Raw genomic sequence first — 2090 nt, 5'->3', positions numbered from 1 at the left:
AACGGTGGGAGATTGGGCGGCGGTTGGTGTTTCTCCCGCCTTCTCCTTCTGCGCCGCCTCATCCAGCAGCAGATACTGCACAAACGCCTCCTCCAGATTCGGCGCGTGGTATTGCGCCACCAGCTCCGCCGGGGTGCCAATCGCCAGTACCCGTCCCTGGTGCATGAAGGAGATGCGGTCGCAGCGCGCCGCTTCGTTCATGAAGTGGGTCGTTACAAAAATGGTGATTTTGTCTTCGCGCGACATCCGCAGCAGGTGCCGCCAGAACATATCGCGCGCCGCCGGGTCCACGCCCGATGTGGGCTCGTCCAGTATCAGCACTTCCGGGCGGTGCAGGCAGGCGGCGGCCAGTTGCAGCCGTTGGCGGATGCCGAGCGGCAGGGCAGACGGTTTGACGTCGGCGACGTCCACCAGGTCAAACTGCTCTAATGCCTCGCGAATCGCCGCCTTGCCGCGCGCGCCGAGGCGGTAGAGGCGGGCGTGCAGGGCGAGGTTTTGCCGCACGGTCAGCTCCTCATACAACGAGAACGCCTGCGACATATAGCCGACGCGCATCCGCGTCGCCACGCTGCCCGCATCGACCGGCGCGCCAAGCAGCTCCGCCGTGCCGCTGGTCGCCTGCAACAGGCCGGTGAGCATTTTCATCGTCGTTGATTTGCCGCAGCCGTTGCTGCCGAGGAAGCCGAAGATTTCGCCCTGCTGGATGGTGAAGCTGACGTCATCGACCGAGGTGAAGTCGCCGAAGCGCTTGGTCAAATGGTGCGCCTCAATCGCCGGCGGCAACGACGGGTCAGGCACGAACGGCGTCAAATCCAGCCCGCCCGTGCCTTGCTGTTTTTCCGGCGGCAGCAGACGGATGTAGGCCTCTTCGAGGTTGGCGTGTCCGGCCATGACGTCGCGCGTCGGCGCGTTCACCAGCAGTTTGCCCGCGTCCATCGCCCACAGTTGCGCGAACGGCTCCGCTTCTTCGATGTAGGCGGTGGCGACCAGCACCGTCATCCCCGCCGTTTCGCGTTGCAGGTCGCGCACCAGCGCCCAGAACTGGCGGCGCGACAGCGGGTCAACGCCGGTGGTTGGCTCGTCCAATATCAGCAAATCGGGTGAATGCACCAGCGCGCAGCACAGGCTCGCCTTCTGCTTCATCCCGCCGGAGAGTTTGCCGGTGGCGCGGTCGGGAAACGGCGCGAGGCCGGTCGCGTCCAACAGCCGCCGGATGCGGGCGCGGCGCTCGCCTGCGGGCAGGCCGAAAAGGCGGGCGTGGAAGTCGATATTTTCGTAAACCGACAGCGTCGGGTAGAGATTGCGCCCCAGCCCCTGCGGCATATAGGCGATGCGGTGCGACAGCGCGAGGCGGTCGGCAGGCTTTCGCATATCGCCGCCGAGAACGTGCAATTCGCCGTGCTGGATGGCGCGCACGCCCGCAATCAGGCCGAGCAGGGTCGATTTGCCGACGCCGTCCGGGCCGATGAGGCCGACGGTCAGCCCGCGCGGCAGGGTGAGGGAAAGGTCGTCCAGCGCCAGCGTCTTGCCGTAGCGGTGGCTGAGATGGGAGATGGTGAGGGCGGTCATAAGCAGTTACCGGTTGAGACAGCGGGCGAGACGCGGCATGAAAAGGTGTAGTAGCGCCAGCAGGGCGAGGACGAGCAGCGCCGCGACGCCGCTCCAATACCATTTTTCCGCCGCCGTCAGCGGGAAATCCTGCGCCAGCGCCCAAAACCCGTAGGGCAGCGCGGGCAGGCTGGTGAGGATGCAGGGAAGGTAGCGCCGCCACAGCGCCCATTGCAGCAGATGGACGAACAAATGCGCGGTAAACGCCGCCAGCACGCCGTACCAGAGGCGGTAATCGCCGCTCAGCGCCGCGTAGCACGACAGCAGCGTCAGCAGCACAAACAGCAGGCACACGCTGCAAGTAAAAGGCGCACCGGCCATGCGCTGCATATGCGCAACCAGCGGCGGCGCGAGGCGCGGGAAACGCTGCAACAACGCGGCACGGTTGGCGCGCAGCCAGGGTTCGGCGCCAATCAGCTCCTCGAAATCGTGCAGCATAAAAACCAGCGGCAGCGACAGGGCAAGGACGGGCAGATTCATGG

At 65.7% G+C, this 2090-nt stretch carries 2 protein-coding genes; both read right to left on the bottom strand.

Annotated features, from left to right (window positions below; genetic code table 11):
- Window positions 1–1569, bottom strand: a 1569-nt coding sequence (locus Q0349_RS11225) for an ATP-binding cassette domain-containing protein (RefSeq protein WP_298081054.1), incomplete at its 3' end; no start/stop codon positions are given.
- A 6-nt stretch (window positions 1570–1575) separates the two neighbouring features.
- A partial coding sequence (locus tag Q0349_RS11220) for an HXXEE domain-containing protein (RefSeq protein WP_298081053.1) occupies window positions 1576–2090 on the bottom strand: 515 nt, incomplete at its 5' end.

It is taken from the genome of uncultured Cardiobacterium sp., from assembly GCF_938028185.1.
Classification (GTDB): Bacteria; Pseudomonadota; Gammaproteobacteria; order Cardiobacteriales; family Cardiobacteriaceae; genus Cardiobacterium.
Note: the sequence above shows the minus strand (reverse complement) of the source record. Positions and strands in the feature narration are given on the sequence as shown.